Consider the following 25,329-nt stretch of genomic DNA (forward strand, 5'->3'; position numbering starts at 1 on the left):
CGCTGCCCGAGGGCGTCCTGACGACCGTCGCGCTGCCCGCCGAGGAGCGGCGGCTCGAGGGTCTCGCGGCCCGCCACCCGGACGTGCACTTCGACCGGCTGCTGTTCAGCGCGAAGGAGTCCGTCTACAAGGCGTGGTTCCCTCTCACCGGCAAGTGGCTGGACTTCTCCGAGGCCGACATCGAGTTCCAGCCCGGCCCCGGCGCGCCCCGGCACGGCCGCTTCCGCGCCCGTCTGCTCGTCCCCGGCCCCGTGGTCGGCGGCCACCGCCTCGGCCACTTCGACGGCCGCTGGATCACCACCGGCGGCCTGCTGGCCACCGCGGTCACGGTCCCGCCCGCCTGACGGAACCCGGCGGGCGGGCGTGGGCGCGACGGGCTACCGGTCGGGACACCACTCGCGCAGGAGCTCGAAGAAGGCCTCCTCGTTGCCCGCCAGGCCCGCGCGGGCGAGGGCCTGTTCGGCCTCGACGAGCACGGCGGGGGGTACGAGGGGCGGGCGGGCACCGTCCGGTGGGCCGTCGAAGGCGGCGCGCACCGTGTGCAGCAGGCGCAGGTAGGCCTGGACGGCGGTTCGCTCGCGGTCGGTCAGTACGGCGGTCGGCATGGGTCTGGCTCTCCCCGGTTTCGGCGTCACACGGTCACACGCCGCCACCCAGGGCCTCTGGTGCGGATCGGGCCGGCGGTGGCGCACCCTCCAGCTTGCCGCCCACCACTGACAATCCCCCCGCACCCGGCCCCGCTTCCCGCGCTCGGCCCAGGCACGAGTTCCTAAGGCCGGCCCCTGGCCGGGCCTTCGCCCTCCACCCGGTGGCCCAGGTATCCGAGGGACGCCTCGATGCGCCCCGCGAGACGGTCCCGGTGCACCGGGCCGCGTAACGAGGAACCCGCCAGCCACGTACGGCACTTGCTGGCCAGCAGCAGGCCGAAGCTCTCGGCCTCCTCCTCCTCGGCCTGGTCGAACCCGCTGCGCGCGGCGGCGCGGTGCACGGTCGCGCGCAGGTCGGCGCCGTCCTCGAGCAGGCGCGCGGCGACCTGGACGCCGTCCACGTGGTGTCCGCAGTGCCCGGCCTTCATGTGCCACAGCTCGTGCCCGAGGATCACCAACTGGTGGTCGGGCGCGGTGCGTTCCTCGACCAGGACCAGGTCCTGCTCGACCATGTCGAGCCACAGCCCGCTGGCCGTGCCGGGCGGGAAGGCGGCCGTACGGAAGAGGACCGGGCGCCCGCGGCGCCGGCTCATCCCCTCGCACAGCGCGGCGTACAGATCGGCGGGCCGGGCCGGCACCGGCAGCGTCAGCTCGGCGACCAGCTCGCCGCAGAGCCGGCGCATGTCCTTGGCGATGCCCACGGTTCTCCCCTGCATCACGACTCGGGCCGCTTGACGCTCTCCAGAAGCATGTCCAGCCACTCGGCGACCTTGTCCCGGTGCTGGTCGGTGGGCAGTTGTGCGGCCCGCCACGCTATTCCGCGCACGCCGTGGTCCTGCAGCAGCCGCTCCAGCGGGTCGTCCGCGGCCTCGGCGGCCCGGCGCTCGCGGTCGGCCAGCCGCTGCAGCAGCTCCTGCTCGGTGCGCTGCAGGGCGCCCGCGAGGGCCTCGGGGTCCTCGGCGGTCAGAAAGCCGGCGTGAACCCGGAAGAACCGCTGGATGGCGTCGCAGTGCTCCATCGTGGGCCGCCGGTCGCCGTTGATGAGGGCGCCCGCCTGCTGCCGCGACATGCCCGCGCCGTCGGCTATCTCCTGCTGGGTGTAGCGCCGCCCGTTGGGCTTGAGCCGGGTGCGGCGCAACAGGTCCAGCCGTTGCAGGAACCGCGCCTGGACGTCCGGCTCGCCCGCGGGCCGCCCGCTCAGCAGGGCCCTGACCACGGACTCCGGCACACCGCAGGCCACGGACAGGCGGCCGACGTCGAAGACCTCCGCCTGCGGCACGCCGAGCCGGCCGGCGAGCGCGGTGACGCGTGCGACGACGGCCGGCAGCACGGCCGGCGCCGTGGTGCCCGGATCCTCGATGCCATCGGTCACCGACAGATCTCCTACGTCTCTCACAGGTATCACAGGCTTTTCACAGGGCGGGGCGCCGTGAACTTCCCGGAGAGTAGCCGGTCGTTCGAACTCACATCCAGGTCTCGCCACAACTGTGGCCAATTTCAGCCGTCAACCGGCATGAAATGCCACGATAGTTGACACCGCTCCTTCCTGAGCCGCAGGATCAAGGCGCCGCGTGAAGGCCGCAGAGGCAAGAGGGGTGACCTCCCGATGGCATTTCAGGCAGGAGGGCAGCGGCCGGCGCCGCGGCCCGTCCCCGACAGCCGCGAGGCGCAGGCCTACCTGCGCGACTACGCCACGCTCCTGCAGGCCGTCCCGTTTCCCTCCTTCGTCGTCGACCAGTGCTGGGACGTCGTCCTGGCCAACAGCGCCTTCAACTCGCTCTTCGGCCGGGCCGCCCCGCACCCGACGGCCATGCCGGACGTCAACTTCCTGCGTTTCGTGCTCTTCCACCCGGACGCGGGCACGGTCCTCGGCGACCACGAGTCGCGCTGGTGCCTGCCCATGCTGGCGCAGTTCGCCGCCGCCCTCGAGCGCCGCGGCCACGACCCGGCGCTGCAGGCCGTCCGCCGTGACATCGCCCAGGACCCCATCATGGAGGCCGCCTACCGGCACGGCCTGCCGCACTGGATCCGCAGCGTCGGCGAGTCGGCCGCCGAGCCCGACGGCGCGGTCCGCCCGCTGCTGCACCCCGACCCGCGCTGGGGCGCCACCGACTGCCGGATCGTGGAGGAGACCCCGGCGACGCTGCGGGACCTCGGGTACACCCGGCTGACCCTGGTGCTGCGCGAGACGCGGCGCACCGCCCCGTCCCCGCGCGCGGCCCGCCGCGCCCGCCGCGCCTCCGGCCACCTCAGCGTGGTGCCGGCCCCGGAGGCCTGACCCGGCACCGTCGGCGTTCAGGTCGCCGACGGCGCCGGGCCCACCCCGGCCGCCGCGGCCCGTACGGAGTCCTCCGTCGCCGTCCGCCACACGAGCACCAGCGGCAGCCCCCGGCACGGCACCAGCCGCACCCCGGGACCGGCCCCGGTGACGGTGCGCCCCTCCCGCAGCACCGCCGCGAAGTCGTGGCCCTTGGTGAGGGAACCGGCCAGATGCGCGGGGTCGGCGGAGGCGGCCACGCGGCCGCGTGCGTTCACCAGGTGTGCGGGGCCCGGCAGTTCCCGCAGCAGGGGGAGCGCCGCGTCCTCGAAGTGCCGCAGGTACACGTCCGCGGCGGCGACCCCGGCGAAGCGGCCCGCCAGCTCCACCGGGGCGGACAGCGTGAGGCTGTACTCGTCGGAGCACAGGTAGTCCACGTAGGGCCCGGCCACCGCCCGCAGCCCGGTGTCGCGCGGCAGGGCGAACCAGTCCCAGTGCGTGTAGTCGGAGTACGCCGACTGCCGCGGGTCCAGGTCGAGCAGCAGCGGCCGTACCTCTCCCTCGGCGGTGGACTGCCACCACTCCAGCCAGGCCGGCACGTCGCTCAGCAGCCCGGGGGCGGCGACGAAACCCACGCCCGAGACCAGTTCCTCGCGTGCGAGCCGCGGATGCAGCCCCGGCCGCAGCGCCGCGAGGTCGGCGCTGACCGGGCGGCGGCCCGCGTCCGCCACCCGGGCCAGCAGCGCGGCGGTGTCGGCGCGGGTCTCGGCGACCGCGGCGAACACCGCCTCGAGGGCACGGCCCACCCCGGCGGCGACGCGCTCCTCGGCCTCCAGGAGCCCGCCGCGGTCGGGGCGCCGTCCGTGTTCCTCGCCTGTGCCGTGCCGCCCACCGGCCGGGGCGCGCGGAGTGTCCGCCGTCCCGGCGAGTGCGGGGATCCTGCTCATGGTGCCCTCCAGCGACGGGGCCGCGCACGGTGCGCGCTAAAGGGCCAGCCGCAGGGCGATGAGCCGCGCCGCCGACTCCCGTACGCACCGCTCGGCCAGCGTACGGGCCGAATCCGGGGCTTCATCCTGCACGGCGCGGATCACGGCGCGGTGACGATCTGCCACTTCTTCACGATATTCGTCGGAGGCGAGCACGAGGCAGAGCAGCGCCCCCACCTCCGTCTGCAGCGTCACCTGCTCCCGGGTGAGCCGGGCGGACTGCGCGGCCGCCGCGAGTTCCACGTGGAAACGGCCGTACACCCTGCTGCGTGCCGCCGCGTCCGGGGCGCCCGCCAGCTCCTCCACCGACCGCAGGAGCGGGCGCAGGTCGTCCGGCCCGGTGCGCTCGGCGGCGAGCAGGGCCGCGGCGCCGGACAGGGCGGCCCAGTGGTCGCCGAGGTCACGCAGCTCCTCGCTGCTCCAGCCGCGCAGCCGGGCCCGCAGCCGCTCCTGACCGGGCTGTTCGGGCAGCGAGACGAAGCTGCCGCCGCCCCGGCCGCGCCGGGTGGTGACCAGGCCCTGCTGCCGCAGCGCCATCAGAGCCTCCCGCAACGTCACCGTGGACACCCCGAGCAGGCCGGCCAGCTCGCTCTCGCCGGGCAACTGCTCACCGTCGGCGAGCAGTCCGAGCTCGATGGCGTCGCCGATCCGGCGGACCACCGCCTCCACCCGCGCCCGGCTCTCCACCGGCGCGAATACGGCCCGCCGGGCGCCCTGCCCACCGCCCCGGCCGCTCGTGTCCCTGGCGTCGTTCTCGACGTGTCGCTGTTTCACGGCCACCACCTTGCCAGTTGACCCAAGCTTTGCCTTGAGGCGGTCTTGAGCTTTGAACTATGACTTCATATCTTTCCGTTCAACGTTCATGAGCGCCAGAAAGGTTCCCGCATGGAGGGAATTGCCATCCGGCTGCAGGGTCTGCGCAAGTCGTTCGGACAGACGGCCGCGGTGGCCGGGGTCGACCTGGAGATACGGGACGGGGAGTTCTTCTCGATGCTCGGGCCCTCCGGGTCCGGCAAGACCACGGTCCTGCGTCTGATCGCCGGCTTCGAGACCCCGACCGGGGGCAGCGTCGAACTCGCAGGACGGGACGTGACCCGGCTCGCGCCGTTCGAGCGGGACGTCCACACCGTCTTCCAGGACTACGCCCTCTTCCCGCACATGACCGTCGAGCAGAACGTCGCCTACGGCCTGAAGGTCCGCCGGGTGCCCAGGGCCGAGCGGCTGGTGCGGGCCCGCGGGGCGCTCGCCGAGGTGCGCCTGGAGGGATACGGCAGGCGGCGCCCGGCCGAGCTCTCCGGCGGCCAGCGCCAGCGCGTCGCGCTCGCCCGCGCCCTCGTCGGCCGCCCCCGCGTGCTGCTGCTCGACGAGCCGCTCGGCGCCCTCGACCTCAAGCTGCGCGAGCAGATGCAGGTCGAGCTCAAGGCGCTGCAGCGCGAGGTCGGCATCACCTTCGTCCTCGTCACCCACGACCAGGAGGAGGCCCTGACGATGAGCGACCGCATCGCGGTCTTCCACCAGGGCCGCATCGAACAGGTCGGCGCCCCCGCAGAGATCTACGAGCGACCCGCGACCGAGTTCGTCGCGTCCTTCGTCGGCACCTCCAACCTGCTGCACGGCGAGTCGGCGCAGCGGATCCTCGGCTCACCCGGCACGTACAGCGTGCGGCCGGAGAAGATCCGCGTCCTGAAGGAGTCCGCCCTCGCCGACGAGCCGGATCTCGCCGGCGCCACGGGCACCGTGGCCGAGGTGGTCTACCTCGGCGACGCCACCCGCTTCCTGGTCGACCTCGACGCCGGCGGCCGCCTCACCGCGCTCCAGCAGAACCTGGAGACCTCCGCCGAGGACGTCGCCGCCTACCGCGGCGCCCGGGTCCGTCTGACGTGGCACCGCCGCCACGCCGTCCGGGTCCCCGGCGCCCGCTGAGCACCACGCCCGCCCACACCCCATGGAGTACGTCGTGCGCATCACCCGAACCCTGCGGGCGGCGGCCGCCGCCGCGCTGCTGCTCACCGCCGCCGCCTGCGGCTCCTCCGGCTCCGGCGGCGGCGCCTCCCCGGGCGGCCTCAACCCGCCCGACCTCAAGGCCCCTTCCGCGCTCGGCAGGACCGAGGGCCAGGTCAACCTCATCGCCTGGGCCGGCTACGTCGAGGACGGCTCCAACGACCCCAAGGTCGACTGGGTCCACGACTTCGAGAAGCAGACGGGCTGTCAGGTCCACTCCAAGGTCGCCGCCAGCTCCGACGAGATGGTCAAACTGATGAAGACCGGGGAGTACGACGCCGTGTCCGCCTCCGGCGACGCCTCCCTGCGCCTGATCGCCTCCGGCGACGCGGCCCCGGTCAACACCGCGCTCGTGCCGAACTACAAGGACGTCTTCCCCGACCTGAAGCTGCAGGCCTGGAACTCGGTCAAGGGCAAGGCCTACGGCATCCCGCACGGCCGGGGCGCCAACCTGCTGATGTACGACACGCAGAAGGTGAACCCCGCGCCCACGTCCTGGTCCGCCGTCTTCGACGACGCCGCGCGGTACAAGGGCCACGTCACGGCGTACGACTCGCCCATCTACATCGCCGACGCCGCCCTGTACCTCAAGGCCACCAGGCCCGAGCTGAAGATCAAGGACCCCTACGCGCTCGACCAGAAGCAGTTCGACGCCGCCGTCGCCCTGCTGAAGAAGCAGAACGCCGACGTCGGCGAGTACTGGAGCGACTACCTCAAGGAGGTCTCCGCCTTCAAGAGCGGCGACTCCGTCATCGGCACCACCTGGCAGGTCATCGCCAACCTCGCCGCCTCCGAGGGCGCGAAGATCAAGGCCTTCGTCCCGAAGGAGGGGGCGACCGGCTGGTCGGACACCTGGATGGTCTCCGCCAAGGCCAAGCACCCCAACTGCGCCTACAAGTGGCTGGACTGGATCGTCTCCCCGAAGGTCAACGCCCAGGTCGCCGAGTACTTCGGCGAGGCGCCCGCCAACGCCAAGGCCTGCGCCCTGACCGGCGACAAGAACTTCTGCGCCACCTACCACGCGGCCGACACCGCGTACTGGAAGCGCGTCGCCTTCTGGAACACGCCCATCCAGCAGTGCCTGGACGGCCGCACCGACGTCAAGTGCGTGCCGTACGCCAAGTGGGTCCAGGCCTGGACCGAGATCAAGGGCTGAGCCTCCGATGACCGTCGTCGCACAGACCGCCGGGCAGGGCCCCAGGGCCACCGCCCGGCGGCTCGCCGGGGCGCTGCACCGCCGCCCCCGGCTCCGCCTCGCCCTGCTGCTCACCGCGCCGCTGCTGTGGCTGGCCGTGCTCTACCTCGGCTCGCTGGCGGTGCTGTTCGTCTCGGCGTTCTGGACGACCGACTCCTTCACCTCCGAGGTGGTGAAGGTCTGGTCGGCGGACAACTTCCACACCCTGTTCACCACGCCCGTCTACCGCCAGGTGATCCTTCGCAGCGTCGGTGTGGCCCTCGCGGTCACCGCCCTGTGCGTGGTGATCGCCTTCCCGGTCGCCTTCTACACCGCCCGAGTGGCCCGGCCGAGGTGGCGGCCGCTGCTCGTCGTCGCCATCCTCACCCCGCTGTGGGCCAGCTACCTGGTCAAGGTGTACGCCTGGCGGCTGATCCTCTCCCAAGGAGGCCTCTGCGACTGGATGCTGGAGCCGCTCGGGCTGAGCGGTCCCGGCTTCGGGCTCCCGGCCACCGTGCTCACCCTGACCTACCTCTGGCTGCCGTACATGATCCTGCCCGTGCACACCGCGCTCGCGCAGTTTCCCGCCAACCTGCTCGACGCCTCGGCCGACCTCGGCGCCCGTCCCGGCCGCACCTTCCGCTCGGTGGTGGCGCCCATGGTGCTGCCGTCGGTCGCGGCCGGATCGATCTTCACCTTCTCGCTCAGCCTCGGCGACTACATCACCGTGCAGATCGTCGGCGGGAAGACCCAGCTGATCGGCAACCTCGTGTACTCCAACATCGAGCTCGACCTGCCCATGGCCGCCGCGCTCGGCACGGTCCCCGTCGTCGTGATCGTGCTCTATCTGCTGGCGATGCGCCGCACGGGCGCGCTCAGCAGCATCTGAATAACCGGCATCTGAAGGGGTGTTCTGGTCATGCAGCTCTCGCGGACCGCGCGCATCGCGCTGCGCGCCGCCGCCGCCCTCGGCTTCGCGGTGATCTACGTGCCGCTGCTGCTGGTCCTCGTCAATTCACTGAACCCGGACCGCAGCGCGAGCTGGCCGCCGCCGGGCCTGACCACGCACTGGTGGTCGGTGGCCTGGCACAACTCCGGCGCCCGCGCGGCCCTGTGGACCTCGGTCGAGGCCGGCCTCGGCGCGACCGCGATCGCCCTGGTGCTGGGCACGCTGGTCGCCTTCGCGGTGGCCCGGCACCGCTTCTTCGGCCGCGACGCGATCTCCTTCGTCGTCGTGCTGCCCATCGCCCTGCCCGGCATCGTCACCGGCATCGCCCTCAACTCGGCCTTCTCCACGGTGCTGGAGCCGCTCGGGGTGGGCCTCGGCCTGTTCACGGTGGTCGTCGGGCACGCCACCTTCTGTATCGTCGTCGTCTTCAACAACGTCGCCGCCCGGCTGCGCCGCACCTCCGGCTCCTACGAGGAGGCGGCGGCGGACCTCGGCGCGCACACCTTCCGCGCCTTCGCCGACATCACCTTCCCGCTGGTGCGCTCGGCTCTGTTCGCGGGCGGCCTGCTGGCTTTCGCCCTGTCCTTCGACGAGATCGTGGTGACCACTTTCACCGCCGGGCCCGGCGTGGAGACCCTCCCCATCTGGATCTTCGACAACATGACCCGGCCGCAGCAGGCCCCGGTCGTCAACGTCGTGGCGGCCGTGCTGGTCCTGCTCTCCGTCGTGCCGATCTACATCGCCCAGCGGCTGTCGGCCGACACCGCCACCGGCAGCCGAGTCTGACGTTGCGCCTTTACGCAAACGACTTGCGTAACTTGCGCTAGAGTTGCGTGCGTGACGCGACGACTTGCGGAAGTGGCGAAGAAGGTCGGGGTCAGCGAGGCCACCGTCAGCCGGGTGCTCAACGGCAAGCCAGGGGTCTCCGGGGCCACCCGGCAGGCGGTGCTCACCGCGCTGGACGTCCTCGGCTACGAGCGGCCCACCCAGCTGCGCGGCGAACGCGCCCGGCTGGTCGGCCTGGTCCTGCCCGAACTGCAGAACCCCATCTTCCCCGCCTTCGCCGAGGTCATCGGCGGGGCGCTCGCCCAGCTCGGCCTGACCCCCGTGCTGTGCACACAGACCAAGGGCGGCGTCTCCGAGGCCGACTACGTGGAGCTGCTGCTCCAGCAGCAGGTCTCCGGGGTCGTCTTCGCCGGCGGGCTGTACGCGCAGGCGGACGCGCCCCACGACCACTACCGGCTGCTGGCCGAGCGCAACATCCCGGTGGTGCTGGTCAACGCGGGGATAGAGCGCCTGGGGTTCCCCAGCGTGTCCTGCGACGACGCGGTCGCCGTCGAGCAGGCCTGGCGGCATCTCGCCTCCCTGGGCCACGAGCGGATCGGCCTCGTCCTCGGCCCCGGCGACCACGTGCCCTCGGCGCGCAAGCTGGCCGCGGCGCGCGCGGTGGGGGGTCAGGAGCTGCCGGAGGAGTTCGTGGCGCGGGCCATCTTCTCCATCGAGGGCGGCCACGCCGCCGGGTCCAAGCTGATCGACCGGGGGGTCACCGGGTTCATCTGCGCCAGCGACCCACTGGCCCTCGGCGTCGTACGGGCCGCGCGACGCCGCGGACTCGACGTCCCGTCCCGGATCTCGGTCGTGGGCTACGACGACTCCGCGCTGATGAACTGCACCGAACCGCCGCTGACCACGGTCCGCCAGCCCATCGAGTCGATGGGCAAGGCTGCCGTCGAACTGCTGAACGCGCAGATCGGGGGCAGTTCCGTACCCGCCGACGAGCTGCTGTTCGAGCCGGAGCTGGTGGTGCGCGGCTCCACCGCGCAGGCGCCCCGCGGCTGAGTCGTCCGCGAGCTGTCGCGAGCCGTCCGGGAGATTTCGGCTGACTGTTAAATAATTTCATCTGCTGCGCGAGATATTGCGCGCTGTCGTCGACGGTGCTTGAGTGTGCGGCGCCCACCGCTCCTGCCCAAAGGGGTCCACCGATGAGAAGCACCGGGTTCCGCCATGCCGTCGCCGCGATCGGCGTCTGCTCCCTCGCCCTCGCCGTGACGTCGTGCGGCTCGAACAGCGACGACTCCGCGAGCGGCAAGACCCGCATCACGGTCAACTGCCGCCCGCCGGCGAGCGCCAAGGTCGACCGCGGGTTCTTCGACCAGGACGTCGCCGCCTTCGAAGGACGGCACTCGGACATCGACGTCGTCGCGCACGACGCGTTCCCCTGCGAGGACCCCAAGACGTTCGACGCCAAGCTCGCCGGCGGCCAGATGGAGGACGTCTTCTACACCTACTTCACCGACGTCAAGCACGTCGTCGACACCCGCCAGGCCGCCGATCTCACCCCGTACGTCAAGGAGCTGAAGAGCTACGGCACCATCCAGAAGCAGCTGCGCGACATCTACACCGTGGACGGCAAGGTCTACGGCATCCCGCGCACCGGCTACTCGATGGGTTTGATCTACAACAAGAAGCTCTTCAAGAAGGCCGGCCTCGACCCCGACAAGCCGCCCACCACGTGGGAAGAGGTCCGCGCGGACGCCAAGAGGATCGCCGCGCTCGGCGGCGGCACCGTCGGCTACGCCGACTACAGCGCCCAGAACCAGGGCGGCTGGCACTTCACCGCCGAGCTGTACTCGCAAGGCGGCGACGTCGTCTCCGCGGACGGCAAGAAGGCCACCGTCGACACCCCCGAGGGCCACGCCGTGCTGCGCAACCTGCACGACATGCGCTGGACGGACGACTCCATGGGCAGCAAGCAGCTCCTGGTCATCAACGACGTGCAGCAGATGATGGGTTCGGGCAAGCTCGGCATGTACCTCTCCGCGCCCGACAACATCCCCATCCTGGTCAAGGAGAAGGGCGGCAACTACCAGGACCTCGCGCTCGGCCCCATGCCCGGCGGCAGGGGCACGCTCGTCGGCGGCGACGGCTACATGTTCAGCAAGAAGGACACACCCGCCCAGATCCGCGCCGGCCTGAAGTGGCTCGACCACATGTTCCTCACCCCCGGCAAGGGCTTCCTCGGCGACTACGCCCGCGCCAAGGCCCACAACGCGCCCGTCGGCCTGCCCGAGCCGCGCCTGTTCACCGGCGCCGCCGACGCCGAGGACCAGCAGGCCAAGAAGGCCAACGCCAACGTGCCCGTGGAGAACTACCGTTCCTTCCTCGAGGGCAACCAGAAGCTCCAGCTCAAGGTCGAGCCGCCCAACGCCCAGCAGATCTACTCCGTCCTCGACGGAGTCGTCTCCGCCGTCCTCACCAAGAAGGACGCCGACATCGACCGGCTCCTCGAGGACGCCTCCGGCAAGATCGACGGCATCCTCGCCCGGAGCTGACCGGTGATGACCAAGACGGCCGAGCGGCGGCCCGCCCGGGCGGTCCCCGTCCACCCCGTACCGGCGCCGCCCCCGGCAGGGGACCGGTGGCGGCGCCGCCTCGCCGAACAGGCCCGCGCCTACGCCTTCCTCCTCGGCGGCCTGATCTGCTTCGCCCTGTTCTCCTGGTACCCGGCGATCCGCGCGGTCGTGATCGCCTTCCAGAAGTACACCCCCGGCCAGGCGCCCGAGTGGGCCGGCACCGCCAACTTCACCCGCGTCCTGCACGACCCCGAGTTCGGCGCCGCCTGGCGCAACACGCTCACCTTCACGGCGCTGGCCCTGCTGATCGGCTTCGCCGTCCCCTTCGTACTGGCCCTCGTCCTCAACGAACTGCGCCACGCCAAGGCCTTCTTCCGGGTCGTGGTCTACCTCCCGGTGATGATCCCGCCCGTGGTCAGCGCCCTGCTGTGGAAGTGGTTCTACGACCCCGGCGCCGGCCTCGCCAACGAGGCGCTGGGCGCCCTGCACCTGCCCACCTCGAACTGGACCAACGGCGCCGACACCGCCCTGGTCTCCCTGGTCCTCGTCGCCACCTGGGCCAACATGGGCGGTACCGTCCTGATCTACCTGGCCGCCCTGCAGTCCATCCCCGGCGAGCTGTACGAGGCCGCCGAACTCGACGGAGCGAACCTCCTCCAGCGTGTCCGGCACGTCACGATCCCGCAGACCCGGTTCGTGATCCTGATGCTGATGCTCCTCCAGATCATCGCCACCATGCAGGTGTTCACCGAACCCTTCGTGATCACCGGCGGCGGCCCGGAGAACGCCACCGTCACCGTCCTCTACCTCATCTACAAGTACGCCTTCCTCTACAACGACTTCGGCGGCGCCTGCGCCCTCAGCGTCATGCTGCTCGTGCTGCTCGGCGTGTTCTCCGCCGGCTATCTGCGCCTGACCCGCTCCGGCTCCGGCGAGGAGGACGCATGAGCGCCACCCGCACCCTGCTCTCCCCGGCGGCCCTGGCCCGCCCGCGCGGGAAGGCCGCCTACTGGACCGTCTTCACCGGCGTGGTGCTGCTGTTCACCCTCGCCTTCCTCTTCCCCGTCTACTGGATGGTCACCGGCGCGATGAAGTCGGCGGACGAGGTGGCGCGGACGCCGCCCACCCTCGTCCCCCAACACTGGCGCCTCGGCGCGTACGCCGACGCCTGGGACCTGATGCAGCTCCCGCAGCACCTGTGGAACACGGCCGTGCAGGCGGCCGGCGCCTGGGCCTGCCAGCTGGTGTTCTGCACCGCGGCCGCCTACGCCCTGTCCAAGCTTCGTCCCGCCTTCGGCAAGGTGATCCTCGGCGGCATCCTCGCCACCCTGATGGTGCCGGCCCAGGCACTCGTCGTGCCCAAGTACCTGACGGTCGCCGACCTGCCGCTGATCCACACCAGCCTGCTCAACGACCCCCTCGCGATCTGGCTGCCGGCCGTCGCCAACGCCTTCAATCTCTACCTGCTCAAGCGGTTCTTCGACCAGATACCGCGCGACGTGCTGGAGGCCGCCGAGATCGACGGCGCCGGCAAGCTGCGCGTCCTGTGGTCCATCGTGCTGCCGATGTCCCGGCCGGTGCTCGGCGTGGTGTCGATCTTCGCGCTGGTCGCCGTCTGGCAGGACTTCCTGTGGCCGCTGATGGTCTTCTCCGACACGGACAAGCAGCCGATCAGCGTGGCCCTGGTGCAGCTGTCGCAGAACATCCAGCTGACCGTGCTCATCGCCGCCATGGTGATCGCCAGCATCCCGATGGTCGCGCTCTTCCTCGTCTTCCAGCGGCACATCATCGCCGGGATCAGCGCGGGCAGCACGAAGGGCTGACAGCCCCGCCCTCCCCGCCCGGCGACCCCGCCCTTCCTCACCGAGACAGAAAGGCACGCACAGTGGGACAGCCCAGCCATGCCCGCAACGCCCCCGACGGCCGCCGCGGCGACACCTGGTGGCGCACCGCCGTCATCTACCAGGTGTACGTCCGCAGCTTCGCCGACGGCGACGGGGACGGCACCGGCGACCTCGCGGGCGTCCGCTCCCGGCTGCCGTACCTCGCCGGACTCGGCGTGGACGCCCTGTGGTTCAGCCCCTGGTACCTCTCCCCGATGAAGGACGGCGGCTACGACGTCGCCGACTACCGCGCCATCGACCCGGTCTTCGGCACCCTCGCCGAGGCCGAGAAACTCATCGCGGAGGCCCGCGAGCTGGGCATCCGCACCATCGTCGACATCGTGCCCAACCACGTCTCCGACCAGCACCCCTGGTTCCGCGCCGCCCGCGCCGCGGCCCCCGGCGCACCCGAGCGCGAGCTGTTCCACTTCCGGACCGGACGCGGCGAGCGGGGCGAACTGCCGCCCAACGACTGGACGTCCCAGTTCGGCGGCCCGGCCTGGACCCGGCTCCCGGACGGCGACTGGTACCTCCACCTCTTCGCCCCCGAACAGCCCGACCTCAACTGGGCCCACCCGGCGGTGCGTCAGGAGCACGAGGACATCCTCCGCTTCTGGTTCGAGCGCGGTGTGGCGGGCGTACGCATCGACTCCGCCGCCCTGCTGGTCAAGGACCCCCGGCTGCCCGACTTCACCGAGGGCCGCGACCCGCACCCGTACGTGGACCGCGACGAACTGCACGAGGTCTACCGCTCCTGGCGGCGGGTCGCCGACGAGTACGGGGGCGTCTTCGTCGGCGAGGTGTGGCTGCCCGACAGCGAGCGCTTCGCCCGCTACCTGCGCCCCGACGAGCTCCACAGCGCCTTCAACTTCGCGTTCATGTCCTGCCCCTGGGACGCCCGCCGGCTGAGTACCGCGATCGACGACACCCTCGCCGAGCACGCCCCCGTCGGCGCGCCCGCGACCTGGGTCCTGTGCAACCACGACATCACCCGCACGGTCACCCGCTACGGCCGCGAGGACACCGGCTTCGACTTCGCCGCCAAGGCCTACGGCACCCCCACCGACCTCGGCCTCGGCACCCGCCGGGCCCGCGCCGCGGCCCTGCTCTCCCTGGCCCTGCCCGGCGCCGTCTACCTCTACCAGGGCGAGGAACTCGGCCTGCCCGAGGCCTGCATCCCGGTGGACCGCATCGAGGACCCGATGCACTTCCGCTCCGGCGGCACCGACCCCGGCCGGGACGGCTGCCGGGTGCCGCTGCCGTGGGCGGCCGGGGCGCCGTGCGCGGGGTTCGGCTCGCGCGAGGAGCCGTGGCTGCCGCAGCCGGCCGGCTGGACGGAGTACGCCGTCGACCGGCAGGAGAGGGACCCCGGTTCGATGCTCGCCCTCTACCGCGAGGCGATCCGCCTGCGCCCGGTGTTCGGCGACGCGCCCCTCACCTGGCTGCCCGCGCCCGAGGGCGTCCTCGCTTTCGCCCGCGCCGACGGGACCAGGTGTCTGGTGAACCTCTCGGCAGCCCCCGCCGGACTGCCCGGCCACACCGAACTCCTGCTGGCCAGCGGCCCCCTGGACGACCGGGGCCGGCTCCCGCAGGACACGGCGGTCTGGCTGCGCGCCTGACCCGCGCACCCGGACCGCCGACCCGCACCGCGCTATCCCCGCACCCCCACCACGAAGGGATCAGCACATGCACGGCACAACGAGCACCACACGTTCCGGAAGCATCCCCAGAACCGCCCGGCGCCCCTCCGCCGTCGGCGCCGCCGTCGCCCTCGCGGCCGGCACGCTCGTCGCCCTCGGCTCGCCGGCCGCGCACGCGGTCGCGGGCGCCTCCCTGCCCTTCACCTCGGTCGAGGCCGAGTCCGCCACCAACACCGGCACGAAGATCGGCCCGGACTACACCCAGGGCACCCTCGCCTCCGAGGCCTCGGGCCGCCAGGCCGTACGCCTGGCCGCCGGACAGCGCGTCGAGTTCACCGTGCCGCGCGCCGCCAACGCGGTGAACGTCTCCTACAGCGTCCCCGACGGCCAGTCCGGCACGCTCGACGTGTACGTCAACGGAGCCAGGCTCGCGCAGACCCTCCCCGTCACCTCCAAGTACTCCTACGTCGACACCGGCTGGATCGCCGGCGCCAAGACCCACCACTTCTACGACAACTCGCGGCTGCTGCTAGGCCGGGACGTCCAAGCCGGCGACAAGGTCGCCCTCGTGGCCACCAATGCGCAGGTCACCGTGGACGTGGCCGACTTCGAGCAGGTCGCGCGGGCCGCGACGCAGCCCGCCGGGTCGGTGTCCGTCACCGCCAGGGGCGCCGACCCCAGCGGCCAGGGCGACTCCACCCAGGCCTTCCGCGACGCCATCGCCGCGGCGCAGGGGGGAGTGGTGTGGATCCCGCCGGGCGACTACCGGCTGACCTCCTCGCTGAGCGGGGTGCAGAACGTCACCCTCCAGGGCGCCGGCGACTGGTACTCGGTGGTGCACACCTCGCGCTTCATCGACCAGTCGAACTCCTCCGGCAACGTCCACATCAAGGACTTCGCCGTCATCGGCGAGGTCACCGAGCGCGTCGACTCCAACCCCGACAACTTCGTCAACGGCTCGCTCGGGCCGAACTCCTCCGTCTCCGGGATGTGGATCCAGCACCTCAAGTGCGGCTTCTGGCTCATGGGGAACAACGACAACCTCGTCGTGGAGAACAACCGGATCCTCGACACCACCGCCGACGGACTCAACCTCAACGGCAACGCCAGGGGAGTGAAGGTCCGCGGCAACTTCCTGCGCAACCAGGGCGACGACTCCCTCGCCATGTGGTCCCTGAACGCCCCGGACACCGACAGCAGCTTCGAGAACAACACGATCTCCCAGCCCAACCTCGCCAACGGCATAGCGGTCTACGGCGGCACGGACATCACCGTGCGCGGCAACCTGGTCTCCGACACCAACGCCCTCGGCAGCGGCATCGCCATCTCCAACCAGAAGTTCCTCGACCCCTTCAGCCCGCTCGCCGGGACCATCACCGTCGACGGCAACACCCTCGTGCGGGCCGGCGCGATGAACCCCAACTGGAACCACCCGATGGGCGCGCTGCGCGTCGACTCCTACGACAGCGCCGTCAACGCCACCGTCGACATCACCAACACCACGATCACCGACAGCCCGTACAGCGCCTTCGAGTTCGTCTCCGGCGGCGGGCACGGCTACCCCGTCAAGGGCGTCACCGTGGACGGCGCGACCGTGAAGAACACCGGCACGGTCGTCGTGCAGGCCGAGGCGCAGGGCGCGGCCACCTTCCGCGACGTCACCGCCACGACCGTGGGCGCGGCCGGCGTCTACAACTGCCCCTACCCGTCCGGCTCGGGCAGCTTCACGCTCACCGACGGCGGCGGCAACTCCGGCTGGGCCGGCACCTGGGACGACTGCTCGACCTGGCCGCAGCCCGGCCAGGGCAACCCCGACCCCGATCCGAACCGGAACCTCGCCAAGGGCCGCCCGGCCACCGCGACCGGCTCGCAGGACGTCTACACCCCCGGCAAGGCGGTCGACGGGGACGCCGGCAGCTACTGGGAGTCGGCCAACAACGCCTTCCCGCAGTCCTGGACGGTCGACCTCGGCTCCGGCCAGGCAGTGCGCCGGCTGGTGCTCAAGCTGCCGCCGTCGACCGCCTGGGGCGCCCGCACGCAGACCATCACCGTGCTGGGCAGCACCGACGGCTCGAACTACTCGACCGTCGTGGGCGCGCAGGGCTACCGCTTCGACCCGGCGACAGGCAACACCGCCACCGTCGCGCTGCCGGCCGGTACGAACCTGCGCTGGCTGCGGCTGTCGGTGAGCGCCAACACCGGCTGGCCGGCGGGCCAGTTCAGTGAGGTGGAGGCGTACCTGACTCCGTGACCCACAGGTCGCCCGCCTCCCCGGACGCCCCGCGCTTCGCCGCCTGGATCCGCTCGTACACGCGGGTCCTCAGCTCGGCGAAGCGCGGGGCCGCCCGCGAGCGCACCTCACGTACCGCCGTTTTTCACATTGGCGCCATCGCACCCTTCCCACCCGTTCGGGGGACTTGGAACACTCGCAGCGCGCGTGCCGCGCCCGTACCGCCCGTACCCAGGACGAGAGGTCCTTGCCCATGCCCGAGGTCAACCGGCGCCGATTCCTCCAACTCGCGGGCGCCACCACGGCGTTCACCGCGCTCTCCAACAGCATCGAGCGCGCCGCCGCGCTGCCCGCGAACCACCGCACAGGGTCGCTGGAGGATGTCGAGCACATCGTCGTGCTGATGCAGGAGAACCGCTCCTTCGACCACTACTTCGGCACCCTGCGGGGCGTGCGTGGCTTCGGTGACCCGCGCCCCGTCACCCTGCGCGACGGCAGGTCCGTCTGGCACCAGAAGGACGCCGCCGGCAAGGAGATCCTGCCCTTCCACCCCGACGCCGACGACCTGGGCCTCGCCTTCATCCAGGACCTCCCGCACGGCTGGAACGACGGGCACGCCGCCTTCGACTCCGGCAGGTACGACAAGTGGGTCCCGTCCAAGGGCACCACGACGATGGCGTACCTCACCCGCGAGGACATCCCCTTCCACTACGCGCTCGCCGACGCCTTCACCGTCTGCGACGCCTACCACTGCTCCCTCATCGGCTCCACCGACCCCAACCGCTACTACCTGTGGACCGGTTACACCGGCAACGACGGCAAGGGCGGCGGTCCGGTACTCGGCAACGACGAGGCCGGCTACGGCTGGACGACGTACCCCGAGCGGCTGGAGAAGGCGGGCGTGTCCTGGAGGATCTACCAGGACGTCGGCGACGGCCTCGACGCGGCCGGCGGCTGGGGCTGGATCCAGGACGCCTACCGGGGCAACTACGGCGACAACTCGCTGCTGTACTTCAACCAGTACCGCGACGCGGCGCCGGGCGACCCGCTCTACGACAAGGCCCGCACCGGCACCGACGCCCGCAAGGGCGAGGGCTTCTTCGACCGGCTCAAGGCCGACGTCAAGGGCGGCAAACTCCCGCAGATCTCCTGGATCGTCGCCCCCGAGGCCTTCACCGAGCACCCCAACTGGCCCGCCAACTACGGCGCCTGGTACGTCTCCCAGGTCCTGGACGCGCTGACCGCCGATCCCGAAGTGTGGGCGAGGACCGCCCTGTTCATCACGTACGACGAGAACGACGGCTTCTTCGACCACCTGATCCCGCCCTTCCCGCCGGCCTCCGCGAGCCAGGGCCGCTCCACGGCCGACGCGGGCCCGGACCTGTTCAAGGGCGACGCCGGCCATGTCGCCGGCCCCTACGGCCTGGGACAGCGCGTGCCGATGCTCGTCGTCTCACCCTGGAGCAAGGGCGGCTTCGTCTGTTCCGAGACCTTCGACCACACCTCCGTCATCCGGTTCATGGAGCGCCGCTTCGGGGTGCGCGAGCCGAACATCTCGCCCTGGCGGCGGGCCGTGTGCGGCGACCTCACCGCCGCGTTCGACTTCTCCCGCAAGGACACCGGGCGTGTCCCGCTGCCCAGCACGGCCGGCTATGTGCCCCCGGACCACAACCGTCACCCGGACTACGTCCCCACCCCGCCCGCCAAGGGCGCGCTGCCCCGGCAGGAGCGCGGCCACCGGCCCACCCGGCCCCTCAAGTACGCGCCCCTGGTGGACGCCTCGGCCGATACGGCGACCGGAAAGCTGACCCTCACCTTCGCCTCCGGCACGCACGCGGGCGCCGCCTTCCTCGTCACCTCCGGCAACCGCACCGACGGCCCCTGGACCTACACCACCGAGGCCGGCCGGAAGACCGCCGACACCTGGAACTCCGCCTACTCCGGCGGCTCCCACGACCTCACCGTGCACGGACCCAACGGATTCCTGCGCGTCTTCAAGGGCCCCGGGAAGACGGCCGGCCCGGAGGTCACCGCACGGCACGTGGGCGACGACGTCGAGCTCACCTTCACCAACAAGGGCGCCAAGGCGGTGCGTTTGAAGGTGGCCAGTGGATACGGCGGGAAGCCGGCGACGGTCCGGGTGCGGCCCGGCGCCACCGTGAAGGAGCGCTTCTCGCTCGCGGCCAGCGGGCGTTGGTACGACCTCACCGTCACCGCCGAAGGGGAGGCGGGCTTTCTGCGGCGGTTCGCCGGACATGTGGAGAACGGGCGCCCGGGGGTGAGCGATCCGGCCATCCTGACCCGCTGATCAGCGGCCGGGAAGCGGTTGCTTTCCGGCCGGCTCGCGGTAATGTGCCCCGGTGACCACGCATTCGAACACACCTGCAGGCTGGTACCCCGATCCGCACGGGGCGGCCGAGACGCTGCGTTACTGGGACGGCTCCCAGTGGACGGAACACACCCACGCCGGCCGGCAGCCTCAGGGCGCACCGCAGATGGCGCCGCAGATCCCGGCGCAGCCGGCCGGCCCCGACGCCCGGGTGCAGCGCCAGGTGCAGCAGCAGGCCGGGGTCGCCACGAGCGGCCCCGGCGGCGGCACGCTGTTCAGCGAGCCGGTGCTGGTGGTGAACCAGAAGGCCAAGCTGATCGAGTTGACCAACGAGTACAAGGTCTTCGACCAGAACGGCAACCAGATCGGTTCGGTCACCGAGGTCGGGCAGAACGCGCTGAAGAAGATCCTGCGCTTCGTCTCCAGCCTCGACCAGTTCATGACGCACAAGCTGGAGATCCGCGACAACCACGGGCAGCCGCTGCTGGTGCTGACCCGGCCCGCGAAGATATTCAAGTCGCGCGTGGTCGTGTCCCGCCCGGACGGCTCGCAGGTCGGCGAGATCGTCCAGAAGAACGTCTTCGGCAAGATCAACTTCGCGATGAACGCCAACGGTCAGCAGGTCGGCGCCATCAAGGCCGAGAACTGGCGGGCCTGGAACTTCGCCATCGTCGACCACGCCGACAACGAGGTCGCCCGGATCACCAAGACCTGGGAGGGCCTGGCCAAGACGATGTTCACCACGGCCGACAACTACGTCCTGCAGATCCACTACCAGCTGCCCGAGCCGCTGCTGAGCCTGGTGGTCGCGACGGCGCTGACCGTCGACACCGCGCTCAAGCAGGACTCGCGCGGCCTGGGCTGACGGACGACCCGTACGACGAGAGCCGTGTGACGGCGATGGTCACAGGGGTGTGAGGTGGCCCGGTCCGGAACGCTTCGGCAGCAGTGCCGGTTCCTGGGAGGCCGACTCCCGCTCCAGGGCCAGGACCGCGGCCACGGGGTGCGCCTCGTGACCGCCGCCGCCGGCCGGGCGCGGGCCCGAGCGCGACAGCTCCACCACGCCCCGGCCGGCCAGCGCCGCGCCCGCCAGCGCGAGGAGCACACCCCGTACGCCGCCCTGGAGCCCCTGGCCGAGCAGGGTGATCCCGATGACCGCGGCCGCCACCGGGTTGGCCAGCGTCACCACGGCCAGCGGGGCGCCCAGTCCGCCCCGGTAGGCGGTCTGCGACAGCAGCAGCCCGCCCGTGGCGAACGCGGCCACCAGCAGCGCCACCGTGATCACCCGCGCGCTGAGCAACGGCCCCGAGTGGTCCGTCGCGGCCACCGTCACCGTCTGGGTGAGCGCCGAGGCGACACCCGAGGCGGCACCGGACGCGGTCGCGTGCCGGAGACCCGGCCGGGCCCCGGGCCGGGAGAGCGCCCCGATGAGGACGGCCGTGCCGCCCGCGACCGCCAGCGCCTCGGCGGGGCTCAGCACTTGGCGGGGCGCGGGTCCCGACGCGGCGACGAGCAGGGCGGCGAGCCCCAGCAGGGTGTAAGCGGTGCCCCGCCACTCGGCGGCCGCCACCCGCCGCCCGGCCATCCGCGCCCCCATCGGCACCGCCGCCACCAGGGTCAGCGCGCCGAGCGGCTGGACCACGGTGAGCGGCCCGTAGCGGAGCGCGACCACGTGCAGCAGGGCCGCCGACCCGTTCAGCGCGACGGCCCGCCACCAGGCGCCCGAGCGCAGCAGCCGGACCGGGCCCGCTCCGGCGCCCCGCGCGGCGAGCCGCTCCTGGGCGACCGCCGCCGCGGCGTAGGCGACGGCCGAGAACAGTGACAGGACGACGGCGAGGACGGCGGCGCTCACCGGGCCGCCCCCACCAGGGAGTTGCCTTCGGCCGGCACCGGTCGCCCTCGGCGGCCGCCGGCGGTGTCCTGCGCGCGGTGCGGGCGGGGCACGGCCTGCAGGGCGAGGCCGAGCAGCGCGGCCGCCACGAACGCGTCCAGCCAGTAGTGGTTCGCCGTGCCCACGATCACCACCAGGGTCAGCAGCGGGTGCAGCAGCCACAGCCACCGCAGGCGCGAGCGGGAGGCGGCGATCAGGCCGACCGCCACCATCAGCGCCCAGCCGAAGTGCAGGGAGGGCATCGCCGCGAACTGGTTGGACAGGTGGTCCGTCCGCGGCGGCCCGTACACCGAGGGCCCGTACACCCGGGCGGTGTCGACCAGGCCCGCCTCGGCGAGCATCCGCGGCGGGGCCAGCGGGAACGTGAGATGCGCCACCAGGGCCGCGGCCGTCACCGCGGCCAGCGCACGGCGGGCCCAGACGTAGTGCTCCGGACGCCGCAGGTAGAGCCAGATCAGGAAGCCCGCGGTGACCGGGAAGTGCACGACGGCGTAATAGGTGTTCGCCACGTGCACCGCCGTGTCGCCGTGCAGCAGCAGGGACTGCACCCCGCCCTCGCCGGGCAGGTGGACGGCCCTCTCCAGGCTCCAGACGCGGTCCGCGTCGCGGAACGCCTCGCCGGTGTGCCCGGCGACCAGTTGTCGGCCGAACTTGTAGACCAGGAAGAGCCCGGCGACCAGCAGGAGCTCACGCAGGAGCGGGGGTCGCGCGGACCCGGCGGACCCCGCCGAAGCCTCCTGCTCTCGGGAATGCATGCCCCGGCCCCCTCGCTGACGGTGGTGCGTGGGAACGGCGCCGTGCGCGCCGCCCGCTCATGTGCCTGACATCGATACGCTAGCGTACCGGTACGCCAGTGTATCGATACGGTCAGGTATCGGTACACTGGCGTATCGATGGAGATGCGCCACACTGGGCAGCGCAGCCCCCGGACGAGCGAAGGAGAAGAGTGATGACGTCGCAGGCCGCGGACGGACCGGAGTCGGTCGTCGCCTCGCGCCGCTCCAAGATCACGCCCGAGCGTGAGCGGGAGTTCTTCGACGCCGTCCTCGAGCAGATCCGCGAGTGCGGGTACGACGCCGTCACCATGGAGGGCGTCGCCGCGAGCACCCGCTGCAGCAAGTCCACGCTCTACCGCCAGTGGAAGACCAAGCCGCAGTTCGTGGTGGCCGCGCTGCGCTCCAGCGGCCGTTCGCGGTTCGCCGGCATCGACACCGGCACCCTCGCCGGGGACCTGCGCGAGGCCGCGCGGGCCGCGGGCGAGTGGTCCGGCAAGGACACCCGGCTCCTCCAGGCCCTCGGGCACGCGATCATGCAGGACCCCGACCTGAAGCGGGCGCTGCGCGAGGCCCTCGTGGAGCCCGAGATCGCCGCGCTGCGCGAGATCCTGCGGCGCGGGGTGGAGCGCGGCGAGGTCCCGCCGGACACGCCCGCGCTGGAGTACGTCCCGGCGCAACTGTTCGGCGTGCTGCGCATCCGGCCCGTGCTGGAGGGGGCGTACGCCGACCCGGACTACATGGTCCGGTTCGTGGAGGCCGCCGTGCTGCCGGCGCTCGGCCTCGAGTGAAGACCCAGGCCGCCGTCCACGGGATGACCGGACGGTGACCTGCCGGCGCCGCACCGTGGGGACGGGGGCGGCGCGCACCACCGGCCGGGTGGGGTTCCTCTGGAGCGGAGGGGCGCCTCACCCGGCCGGCGCATGTGCGGGGCCGGTCAGACGTTCTGGCCGTCGCCCCCGCCCGAGGACACCTTGATTCCCTTGGTGATGTCGTCGATCACCGACTGCTGCTGCCCCACGTCGACACCGAAGCGGACGACCACCATCCGCCGGGAGTCGGCCGGCGAGGGGAAGGCGAGCGACTCGACATAGCCGTCCGCGCCCTTGTCGGTGACCGCCTTCCAGCGCACCAGGTAGCCCTTCTGGCCCGCCACGGTCACCGCCTTGGACTGGAGCACCTGGTGCGAGGTGATCCCGCCGTAGGTCTTCCCGCCGTAGGACTCCTTGGCGTTGGCGGCGATGTCGGCCTTCGCGACCTCTTCGGCAGTTCCTCCCTGGGTGCCGAGCAGCAGCGCGGGCGCGGAGTAGGCGCCGCCCTTGGTGCACTCCTGGGAGGTGTCCCCGGGACACTTGTAGGAGTCGTCCGAGGTGACCTGGGCGCCCGCGGTGAGCTGCCGGCCGTACCAGCCGCCGGGTATGGGCAGGCTGATGCCGCTCACCCGGTCGGTCACCGAGCCGCTCCTGATCTTCGGCGCGGCGGACTGCCCACCGGAACCACCGGAACCACCGGAACCACCGGATCCCCCGGAGCCGCCCGAGCCGCCGTTCCCACCGTTTTGGCCGCCGTTCCCGCCCGGTCCGCCGCCGAACGGTCCGCCGAGGCCGCCGGAACCTTCCTGCCCGCCGGAACCGCCGCGCCCGCCCGGGCCCTGCGCCCCGGCGCGGTCCTGGCCGCCCGAGCCGTTCCCGGCCAGCGCGTACACACCGACCCCGATGCTCGCCAGCACCGCGGCGGCCACCGCGACCGCGACACCCGTGCGCAGCCCGCGGCGCGGGGTGGCCGGCGGCGGCGCCGGGTACCCGGGGTAGGCGGGGTGCCCGTAGTAGCCGGGCCGACCCGGGAGTCCGGTCTCCCCGGCGGACGGCTGCGCCGGGGGACCCCACGCGGCGGCCGAACCGGCGGGGCGGGTCCGGTCCGTCCATGCCTTGCCGTCCCACCAGCGCTCGCTGGCGGGACCGTCACTTGTCTGCCCGGGGTCGGGGTACCACCCGGGTGGAGTCACCTGCGTCATGCCCCCACCGTATGAGGCGTCGGTGAAAGGCGGATGAGAGACCCCGCCCTGCTCGCCGTCCCGGCCCCCTTGACGGGGCACCGGGCCTTTCTTGACCGGGAGTTGACGCGCCACTCCTGTCACCCGCCCAGGTCGCGGGCGTCCCGCGTCGCCCGCGTGCGACCGGCTTCACCCGTCACGGCAACACGTGACCGGACCCTGCTCCACTTCGCGCGCATGGGGGCTACGCTCGGGTTCCGTACGTCGTTCGGGCGACTTGGGGAGGTAGCGGGATGACGGAGGTACGGCCGGGTGCGGCCGCCTCGGCCTCCCTGTGGGAGCGCGACGAGGAGATCACCGCCGTCCTGGAGGCGGTGGAGACGCTGTGCGCCGACCGCTCGTCCTCCGGAGGCCTGCTGGTCTTCCAGGGCGAGGCGGGGCTCGGCAAGACCGCGCTCCTCGCCGAGACCCGGCGCCTGGCCCGGCAGCGCGGCTGCACCGTGTGGTCGGCGCGCGGCGGCGAGACCCTCCGCTCCGTACCCTTCAACGTGGTACGGCAGTTGCTCCAGCCGGCGCTGGTGTCCCTGATGCCCGAGGAGGCCCGCGAGTACCTCGGCGACTGGTACGACATCGCCGGCCCCGCCCTCGGCATCGCCGAGCCCGGCGACCGGCAGGCCGACCCGCAGGGCGTGTGCGACGGACTGGTCGCCGCGGTGCGCAGGCTCGCCAAGCGCGAGTGGCCGCTGGTGCTGCTCATCGACGACGCCCACTGGGCCGACGAGGAGACCCTGCGCTGGCTCGCCGCCTTCGCCGAACGCCTCGACGACCTCTCCGTGCTGGTCGCCGTCGCCCGCAGGCCCGACGAGTCCGACGGCGACAGCGCCCGCCGCCTGGACGCGGTCGCCGCCGCGGCCGGCGTCAGCGACCTGAGCGCCCTCACCCCCGAGGCCACCGCCGGACTCACCCGCGCCACGCTCGGCCCGCAGGCCGACGCCGCGTTCTGCCGCGAGGTGTGGGCGGTCACCGCCGGCAACCCGTACGAGACCGTCGAACTCCTCGCCAAGGTCCAGGACAGCGAACTCGAACCGGCCGAGGCCCACGCCGGCGAACTGCGCGCCCTGAACCGCTCGGCCCGCGGCGGCGGACTCGTCGCCCGCCTGGAGGAACTCGGCATAGACGCCACCCGGTTCGCCTGGGCCGCCGCCATCCTCGGCACCGAAATC

General features: G+C 72.2%; 24 protein-coding genes. 16 read left to right on the forward strand and 8 right to left on the reverse strand.

The features are described 5' to 3' along the window. Window positions 1-344, forward strand: a 344-nt coding sequence (locus IE249_RS37910) for a 4'-phosphopantetheinyl transferase superfamily protein (protein WP_229858863.1), incomplete at its 5' end; no start/stop codon positions are given. A 33-nt stretch (window positions 345-377) separates the two neighbouring features. Here IE249_RS37910 and IE249_RS19875 read toward each other — a convergent pair. From IE249_RS19875 to IE249_RS19885, 3 genes are all read right to left on the reverse strand, one after another. After that, window positions 378-605, reverse strand: a complete 228-nt coding sequence (locus IE249_RS19875; protein WP_189706315.1) for a hypothetical protein — start codon at window positions 603-605, stop codon at window positions 378-380. A 164-nt stretch (window positions 606-769) separates the two neighbouring features. Then, on the reverse strand, window positions 770-1,330 hold the full coding sequence (locus IE249_RS19880) for a toxin-antitoxin system, toxin component (protein WP_189706464.1): 561 nt from the start codon (window positions 1,328-1,330) through the stop codon (window positions 770-772). A gap of 32 nt (window positions 1,331-1,362) precedes the next feature. Next, on the reverse strand, window positions 1,363-2,019 hold the full coding sequence (locus IE249_RS19885; RefSeq protein ID WP_189706316.1) for a helix-turn-helix domain-containing protein: 657 nt from the start codon (window positions 2,017-2,019) through the stop codon (window positions 1,363-1,365). Between the two features lie 234 nt (window positions 2,020-2,253). Here IE249_RS19885 and IE249_RS19890 point away from each other — a divergent pair, with 234 nt between their 5' ends. Next, complete coding sequence (locus IE249_RS19890; RefSeq protein ID WP_189706318.1) at window positions 2,254-2,925, forward strand: MmyB family transcriptional regulator; 672 nt, start codon at window positions 2,254-2,256, stop codon at window positions 2,923-2,925. Window positions 2,926-2,942: 17 nt separating this feature from the next. Here IE249_RS19890 and IE249_RS19895 read toward each other — a convergent pair whose 3' ends face one another. Further along, window positions 2,943-3,851, reverse strand: a complete 909-nt coding sequence (locus tag IE249_RS19895) for a cache domain-containing protein (RefSeq protein ID WP_229858864.1) — start codon at window positions 3,849-3,851, stop codon at window positions 2,943-2,945. Window positions 3,852-3,887: 36 nt separating this feature from the next. Beyond that, window positions 3,888-4,664, reverse strand: a complete 777-nt coding sequence (locus tag IE249_RS19900) for a FadR/GntR family transcriptional regulator (RefSeq protein WP_189706320.1) — start codon at window positions 4,662-4,664, stop codon at window positions 3,888-3,890. A gap of 111 nt (window positions 4,665-4,775) precedes the next feature. Between IE249_RS19900 and IE249_RS19905 the strand changes: the two genes are divergently transcribed. The 12 genes from IE249_RS19905 to IE249_RS19960 all read left to right on the forward strand — a co-directional run bounded on the left by IE249_RS19905 (window position 4,776) and on the right by IE249_RS19960 (window position 20,314). Beyond that, the gene (locus IE249_RS19905) at window positions 4,776-5,813 is read left to right on the forward strand and encodes an ABC transporter ATP-binding protein (RefSeq protein WP_189706322.1); all 1,038 of its coding nucleotides are present in this window, start codon (window positions 4,776-4,778) and stop codon (window positions 5,811-5,813) included. A gap of 22 nt (window positions 5,814-5,835) precedes the next feature. After that, window positions 5,836-7,047, forward strand: coding sequence for an ABC transporter substrate-binding protein (locus tag IE249_RS19910; protein WP_189706324.1), 1,212 nt, complete (start codon window positions 5,836-5,838; stop codon window positions 7,045-7,047). Between the two features lie 7 nt (window positions 7,048-7,054). After that, window positions 7,055-7,954, forward strand: coding sequence for an ABC transporter permease (locus IE249_RS19915; protein WP_189706326.1), 900 nt, complete (start codon window positions 7,055-7,057; stop codon window positions 7,952-7,954). A gap of 30 nt (window positions 7,955-7,984) precedes the next feature. Then, the gene (locus tag IE249_RS19920) at window positions 7,985-8,800 is read left to right on the forward strand and encodes an ABC transporter permease (RefSeq protein WP_189706328.1); all 816 of its coding nucleotides are present in this window, start codon (window positions 7,985-7,987) and stop codon (window positions 8,798-8,800) included. Between the two features lie 72 nt (window positions 8,801-8,872). Beyond that, the gene (locus IE249_RS19925; RefSeq protein WP_189706468.1) at window positions 8,873-9,853 is read left to right on the forward strand and encodes a LacI family DNA-binding transcriptional regulator; all 981 of its coding nucleotides are present in this window, start codon (window positions 8,873-8,875) and stop codon (window positions 9,851-9,853) included. 143 nt (window positions 9,854-9,996) lie between these two features. Then, window positions 9,997-11,346 carry an ABC transporter substrate-binding protein gene (locus IE249_RS19930; RefSeq protein WP_189706329.1) on the forward strand — a complete coding sequence of 450 codons (1,350 nt, stop codon included), beginning with the start codon at window positions 9,997-9,999 and terminating at the stop codon, window positions 11,344-11,346. Between the two features lie 6 nt (window positions 11,347-11,352). Beyond that, on the forward strand, window positions 11,353-12,315 hold the full coding sequence (locus IE249_RS19935) for a carbohydrate ABC transporter permease (protein WP_189706331.1): 963 nt from the start codon (window positions 11,353-11,355) through the stop codon (window positions 12,313-12,315). Continuing rightward, window positions 12,312-13,190 carry a carbohydrate ABC transporter permease gene (locus IE249_RS19940; RefSeq protein WP_189706333.1) on the forward strand — a complete coding sequence of 293 codons (879 nt, stop codon included), beginning with the start codon at window positions 12,312-12,314 and terminating at the stop codon, window positions 13,188-13,190. The genes IE249_RS19935 and IE249_RS19940 overlap by 4 nt, the downstream gene beginning before the upstream one ends. 62 nt (window positions 13,191-13,252) lie before the next feature. Continuing rightward, window positions 13,253-14,869, forward strand: coding sequence for a glycoside hydrolase family 13 protein (locus tag IE249_RS19945; RefSeq protein ID WP_189706335.1), 1,617 nt, complete (start codon window positions 13,253-13,255; stop codon window positions 14,867-14,869). Window positions 14,870-14,936: 67 nt separating this feature from the next. Further along, on the forward strand, window positions 14,937-17,141 hold the full coding sequence (locus IE249_RS19950) for a galactose-binding domain-containing protein (RefSeq protein ID WP_189706337.1): 2,205 nt from the start codon (window positions 14,937-14,939) through the stop codon (window positions 17,139-17,141). Window positions 17,142-17,373: 232 nt separating this feature from the next. Next, entirely contained in the window at window positions 17,374-19,428 is a 2,055-nt protein-coding gene (locus IE249_RS19955) for a phosphocholine-specific phospholipase C (protein ID WP_189706339.1), read from the forward strand. A 52-nt stretch (window positions 19,429-19,480) separates the two neighbouring features. Continuing rightward, window positions 19,481-20,314: an LURP-one-related family protein gene (locus IE249_RS19960; protein ID WP_189706341.1), complete on the forward strand. Its 834-nt coding sequence runs from the start codon at window positions 19,481-19,483 to the stop codon at window positions 20,312-20,314. Window positions 20,315-20,353: 39 nt separating this feature from the next. On the opposite strand, the gene IE249_RS19965 is transcribed toward IE249_RS19960, so the two are convergent. Both IE249_RS19965 and IE249_RS19970 read right to left on the reverse strand, forming a co-directional pair. Continuing rightward, window positions 20,354-21,301, reverse strand: a complete 948-nt coding sequence (locus IE249_RS19965) for a DMT family protein (protein ID WP_189706343.1) — start codon at window positions 21,299-21,301, stop codon at window positions 20,354-20,356. Continuing rightward, on the reverse strand, window positions 21,298-22,095 hold the full coding sequence (locus tag IE249_RS19970) for a phosphatase PAP2 family protein (RefSeq protein ID WP_189706345.1): 798 nt from the start codon (window positions 22,093-22,095) through the stop codon (window positions 21,298-21,300). The genes IE249_RS19965 and IE249_RS19970 overlap by 4 nt, the downstream gene beginning before the upstream one ends. A gap of 194 nt (window positions 22,096-22,289) precedes the next feature. Between IE249_RS19970 and IE249_RS19975 the strand changes: the two genes are divergently transcribed. Then, window positions 22,290-22,904 carry a TetR/AcrR family transcriptional regulator gene (locus tag IE249_RS19975; RefSeq protein ID WP_189706347.1) on the forward strand — a complete coding sequence of 205 codons (615 nt, stop codon included), beginning with the start codon at window positions 22,290-22,292 and terminating at the stop codon, window positions 22,902-22,904. A 146-nt stretch (window positions 22,905-23,050) separates the two neighbouring features. Here the strand turns inward: IE249_RS19975 and IE249_RS19980 are convergent, their stop codons facing one another. Continuing rightward, window positions 23,051-24,127, reverse strand: a complete 1,077-nt coding sequence (locus IE249_RS19980) for a DUF2510 domain-containing protein (protein WP_189706349.1) — start codon at window positions 24,125-24,127, stop codon at window positions 23,051-23,053. Between the two features lie 272 nt (window positions 24,128-24,399). Here IE249_RS19980 and IE249_RS37920 point away from each other — a divergent pair. Next, window positions 24,400-25,329 (forward strand): AAA family ATPase (locus IE249_RS37920; RefSeq protein ID WP_229858865.1); only part of this gene is annotated, 930 nt, incomplete at its 3' end.

The sequence above is a fragment of the Streptomyces anandii JCM 4720 genome (genome assembly GCF_014650655.1).
Taxonomy (GTDB): Bacteria; Actinomycetota; Actinomycetes; order Streptomycetales; family Streptomycetaceae; genus Streptomyces; species Streptomyces anandii.